The 4,484-nt window shown below is 64.5% G+C and carries 3 protein-coding genes, 2 rRNA genes and 1 riboswitch (1 of these 6 only partly in view); of the genes, 4 read left to right on the forward strand and 1 reads right to left on the reverse strand.

The features are described 5' to 3' along the window. A 23S ribosomal RNA gene (locus AB0L40_RS24145) occupies positions 1–1,104 on the forward strand (it extends 2,006 nt beyond the left edge of the window). A 116-nt stretch (positions 1,105–1,220) separates the two neighbouring features. Beyond that, positions 1,221–1,337, forward strand: a 5S ribosomal RNA gene (rrf, locus tag AB0L40_RS24150). A gap of 80 nt (positions 1,338–1,417) precedes the next feature. On the opposite strand, the gene AB0L40_RS24155 is transcribed toward rrf, so the two are convergent. Continuing rightward, positions 1,418–1,939, reverse strand: a complete 522-nt coding sequence (locus tag AB0L40_RS24155; protein WP_364360731.1) for a helix-turn-helix domain-containing protein — start codon at positions 1,937–1,939, stop codon at positions 1,418–1,420. A gap of 87 nt (positions 1,940–2,026) precedes the next feature. Between AB0L40_RS24155 and AB0L40_RS24160 the strand changes: the two genes are divergently transcribed. Beyond that, complete coding sequence (locus AB0L40_RS24160; protein ID WP_364360733.1) at positions 2,027–2,938, forward strand: oxidoreductase; 912 nt, start codon at positions 2,027–2,029, stop codon at positions 2,936–2,938. Then, positions 2,925–3,015, forward strand: a riboswitch (ZMP/ZTP riboswitch). Its footprint overlaps the gene before it by 14 nt. Before the next feature lie 20 nt (positions 3,016–3,035). After that, positions 3,036–4,460, forward strand: a complete 1,425-nt coding sequence (locus AB0L40_RS24165; RefSeq protein ID WP_364360735.1) for a glycine hydroxymethyltransferase — start codon at positions 3,036–3,038, stop codon at positions 4,458–4,460. Positions 4,461–4,484 lie beyond the last annotated feature (24 nt).

Genomic DNA, 4,484 nt, shown 5'->3' on the forward strand with positions numbered 1-4,484 from the left:
CCAAGTCGTAAGACGATGTATATGGACTGACGCCTGCCCGGTGCTGGAACGTTAAGGGGACCTGTTAGCTCTTCGGGGCGAAGCGGAGAACTTAAGCGCCAGTAAACGGCGGTGGTAACTATAACCATCCTAAGGTAGCGAAATTCCTTGTCGGGTAAGTTCCGACCTGCACGAATGGCGTAACGACTTCCCCACTGTCTCAACCACAGGCCCGGCGAAATTGCAGTACGAGTAAAGATGCTCGTTACGCGCGGCAGGACGGAAAGACCCCGGGACCTTTACTATAGCTTGACATTGGTATCTGAATTTAATTGTGTAGGATAGGTGGGAGCCGGTGAAGCTCGGACGCCAGTTCGGGTGGAGGCGTTGTTGAAATACCACTCTGTTGGGTTTGGGTATCTAACTTGCGGCCCTGATCGGGTCGAGGGACAGTGTCTGGTGGGTAGTTTAACTGGGGCGGTTGCCTCCTAAAGGGTAACGGAGGCGCCCAAAGGTTCCCTCAGCCTGGTTGGCAATCAGGTGTTGAGTGTAAGTGCACAAGGGAGCTTGACTGTGAGACTGACGGGTCGAGCAGGGACGAAAGTCGGGACTAGTGATCCGGCACTTGCGTGTGGAAGCGGTGTCGCTCAACGGATAAAAGGTACCCCGGGGATAACAGGCTGATCTTCCCCAAGAGTCCATATCGACGGGATGGTTTGGCACCTCGATGTCGGCTCGTCGCATCCTGGGGCTGTAGCAGGTCCCAAGGGTTGGGCTGTTCGCCCATTAAAGCGGTACGCGAGCTGGGTTTAGAACGTCGTGAGACAGTTCGGTCCCTATCCGCCGTGCGCGTTGGATACTTGAGAAGGGCTGTCCCTAGTACGAGAGGACCGGGACGGACGAACCTCTGGTGTGCCAGTTGTCCTGCCAAGGGCACGGCTGGTTGGCTACGTTCGGAAGGGATAACCGCTGAAAGCATCTAAGCGGGAAGCTCGCTTCGAGATGAGGTATCCCACCACCTTGAGTGGGTAAGGCTCCCAAGAGACTATTGGGTTGATAGGCCGGAGATGTAAGCACGGTAACGTGTTGAGTTGACCGGTACTAATAGGCCGAGGGCTTAACCACCCTAAACATTGCGCTTGCGTCCACTGTGTGATTCACAGCAAACGAACAACCACCCCAGGACTCGACGGCTTCGGCCGGCGGGACCGGGTTGCTGGTTACGTTGTGCTGATAGTTGTTTCGGTGGTCATAGCGGTGGGGAAACGCCCGGTCACATTCCGAACCCGGTAGCTAAGCCCGCCAGCGCCGATGGTACTGCACTCGGGAGGGTGTGGGAGAGTAGGACGCCGCCGGACTCAACGTGAACAGAAAGGCCCACCCCACACGGGGTGGGCCTTTCTGCGTTTCTGGCGCCCGTGGGACGGTTCACCTCGGCTTACCGGCGTAGGCCGGCGGTGACTATCTCGATCATCCGGGCGCGGTCGGGAGCGGCCACGCAGGCCCCCAGCAAGGCTTTTACATCGGCGCGGGTTACGTCTTGGCGGACTGCGCCGGCCTCCTGAGCTCGGTCCAGCAGGGACTGCTCGATCTGCTCCAGGTCCTGGTCGGTTCCGGTGGCTGCGGACTCGACGTCGAAGCCACCTCCGGAGAGGGCCTCGGCCAGGCCGCGGTTCGTGGTGGCCTGCTCGACCATGTAGGCGAAGAACTCGTAGAAGGCGTCACCGGCGGGTGAGGCGGCCATCAAGGTGCGGGCGTGGCTGACTATCTCTTCCACCTTGGCCAGGACTATGGCGGCGTAGAGGGAGTCCTTGGTGGGGAAGTGGCGGCTTACTGTGCCGGTTCCTACGCCGGCTCGGCGGCCTATCTCGGCCACTGACACCGTCAGGCCGTCCTGGGCGAAGGCGGCCATGGCGGCCTCGATCACCTTGGTTCGGTTGCGTTCGGCGTCGGCTCGCATGGGAGAACCTCCATCGACAAGCGGGATGGGCGTCCCGTATCGTCGAGCAGTAAGCGGGATGGGTGTCCCGATTATAGGAGGATCGCTGTGTGGAGTTCGAGCGACATCCCTGATCAGGCCGGCCGCATAACGCTGGTCACCGGTGGCTACTCCGGCGTGGGTCTGGAGACGGCGCGTGAGCTGGCAGAACGCGGTGCGACCGTGATCATTGCGGGGCGCGACAGGGAACGGGCCGCGGCGACGGCGGAGCGGCTCGGCGGGCGACCGCTGCATGTGGACCTCGGTGACCTGGGATCGGTGCGTCACGCTGCCGGTGAGGTGAAAGAGCGGTGGGGGCGGGTGGATCTGCTGGTCAACAACGCGGGGGTGATGATTCCGCCGTTCGGGCGTACCAGGGATGGGTTTGAACTGCAGTTCGGGATCAATCATCTGGGGCATTTCGCGTTGACCGGGATGCTGATGGATCTGCTGCTTCGGAGCTCGGCGGCGCGGGTGGTGACGGTCAGCAGTAACGGGCATCGGGGTGGGGTCATCGCATTCGAGGATCTGCAGTCCGAGCGCGGTTATGACGCGATGCGGGCATATCGGCAGTCGAAGCTGGCCAATCTGCTGTTCGCCCACGAATTGCAACGCCGCTATCCGCAGCTGGTCAGTGTCGCGGCGCATCCGGGGGCGGCGCGGACGGCGTTGATGCGACACAGTCCCTGGCATTTCCGGTTCGTCGTCGCGCGGCGTACACGGTGGGCTTTCTCGTGGTTGATCCAGAGTGAGCGGGATGGTGCGGCACCGATTCTGCGAGCCGCCACCGATCCCGCCGTGTGCGGCGGGGAATACTTCGGGCCGGACGGCTGGGGTGAGTTCACCGGGCGGGCGACGCGGGTCACAGCGGAGGAGAATGCCCATGATCCGGAGGTGCAGCGGCGGCTGTGGGCGGAGTCGGAGCGGCTGACCGGGGTGAGCTTTCCGGTGCCCGCCGGTATGCTGACGGACGGGCCGTGACTGGCGCGTTCGGATGGCTGACCATCGGGGAGCGGCTCCGTCGAGATGACGACCTGCCGTGCGCCTGGGCCTCTTCACTACGTGATAGGGAGGTCCCATGTCCGAACTGAACGCCGAATCCGTAGCTTTCCGATCCGCCCTCGAGGTGGTCCGGTCCGTCGAGCCCCGCATCGCGGATGCGATCGCCAAGGAGCTGACCGACCAGCGCGAGTCGCTGAAACTGATCGCGAGTGAGAACTACGCTTCGCCGGCTGTCCTGCTCGCCATGGGTAACTGGCTCTCCGACAAATACGCCGAGGGCACCATCGGCCGCCGTTTCTACGCCGGCTGCCAGAACGTGGACACCGTCGAGTCGGTTGCCGTCGAGCACGCCAAGGCGCTGTTCGACGCGCCGTACGCATATGTGCAGCCGCACTCCGGCATCGACGCCAACCTGGTCGCCTACTGGGCCATCCTGGCCGACCGGGTCGAGGTGCCGTTCCTCAAGAAGTTCGAGAAGCGGCAGATCAACGACCTGACCGACGCCGAGTGGGCCGAGCTGCGGCAGGCCTTCGGCAACCAGCGGCTGCTCGGCATGTCGCTGGACGCCGGCGGTCACCTCACCCACGGATTCCGGCCGAACATCTCCGGGAAGATGTTCGACCAGCGCAGCTACGGTGTCGACCCGGCGACCGGCCAGATCGACTACGCGGCCCTGCGGGAGACCGCGAAGGAGTTCAAGCCCGCGGTGATCGTGGGCGGCTACTCGGCGTACCCCCGGAAGGTGAACTTCGCGAAGATGCGCGAGATCGCCGACGAGGTGGGCGCGACCTTCATGGTCGACATGGCGCACTTCGCCGGCCTGGTCGCGGGCGGCGTCTTCACCGGCGACTACAACCCGATTCCGCACGCGCACATCGTCACCACCACCACCCACAAGAGCCTGCGCGGCCCGCGCGGTGGCGCGGTGTTCTGCCAGCCCGAGCTGTCCAGCCAGGTGGACCGTGGCTGTCCGATGGTGCTCGGTGGCCCGCTGCCGCACGTGATGGCCGCCAAGGCGCTCGCGTTCGCCGAGGCCCGCCGGCCGGAGTTCGCCACCTACGCCCAGCAGATCGTCACCAACAGCCAGGCCCTCGCCGAGGGTCTCGCCAAGCGCGGCGTGCAGCTGGTCAGCGGTGGCACCGACAACCACCTGGTGCTGCTCGACGTTCACCCGTTCGGCATCACCGGCCGGCAGGCCGAGCAGGCCCTGCTGGACAGCGGCATCGTGACCAACCGCAACGCGATCCCGAACGACCCGAACGGCGCCTGGTACACGTCCGGCATCCGGATCGGCACGCCGGCGCTGACCAGCCGTGGCCTCGGCACCGGCGAGATGGACCAGATCGCCGAGCTGATCCACACCGTGCTCGCGAACACCACCCCGGCCGAGGGCTCGAAGGCGAAGTTCAACCTGGACCCGGCGCTGGCCGACCGGGTGAGCAAGCAGGCGTCCGAGCTGCTGGCGCCGTTCCCGCTCTACCCGACGGTCGACCTGGGCTGAGCTCGCGCCATCCCCGCCGCGGCC

Origin of the sequence: Patulibacter sp. NPDC049589, from assembly GCF_040675535.1 — a bacterium.
Lineage (GTDB): Bacteria > Actinomycetota > Thermoleophilia > Solirubrobacterales > Solirubrobacteraceae > Patulibacter.

Bases quoted from the DNA above. Each gene is read 5' to 3' on its own strand.
- AB0L40_RS24155 (WP_364360731.1), bottom strand. From the start codon at position 1,939: ATGCGAGCCGACGCCGAACGCAACCGAACCAAGGTGATCGAGGCCGCC.
- AB0L40_RS24165 (WP_364360735.1), top strand. From the start codon at position 3,036: ATGTCCGAACTGAACGCCGAATCCGTAGCTTTCCGATCCGCCCTCGAG.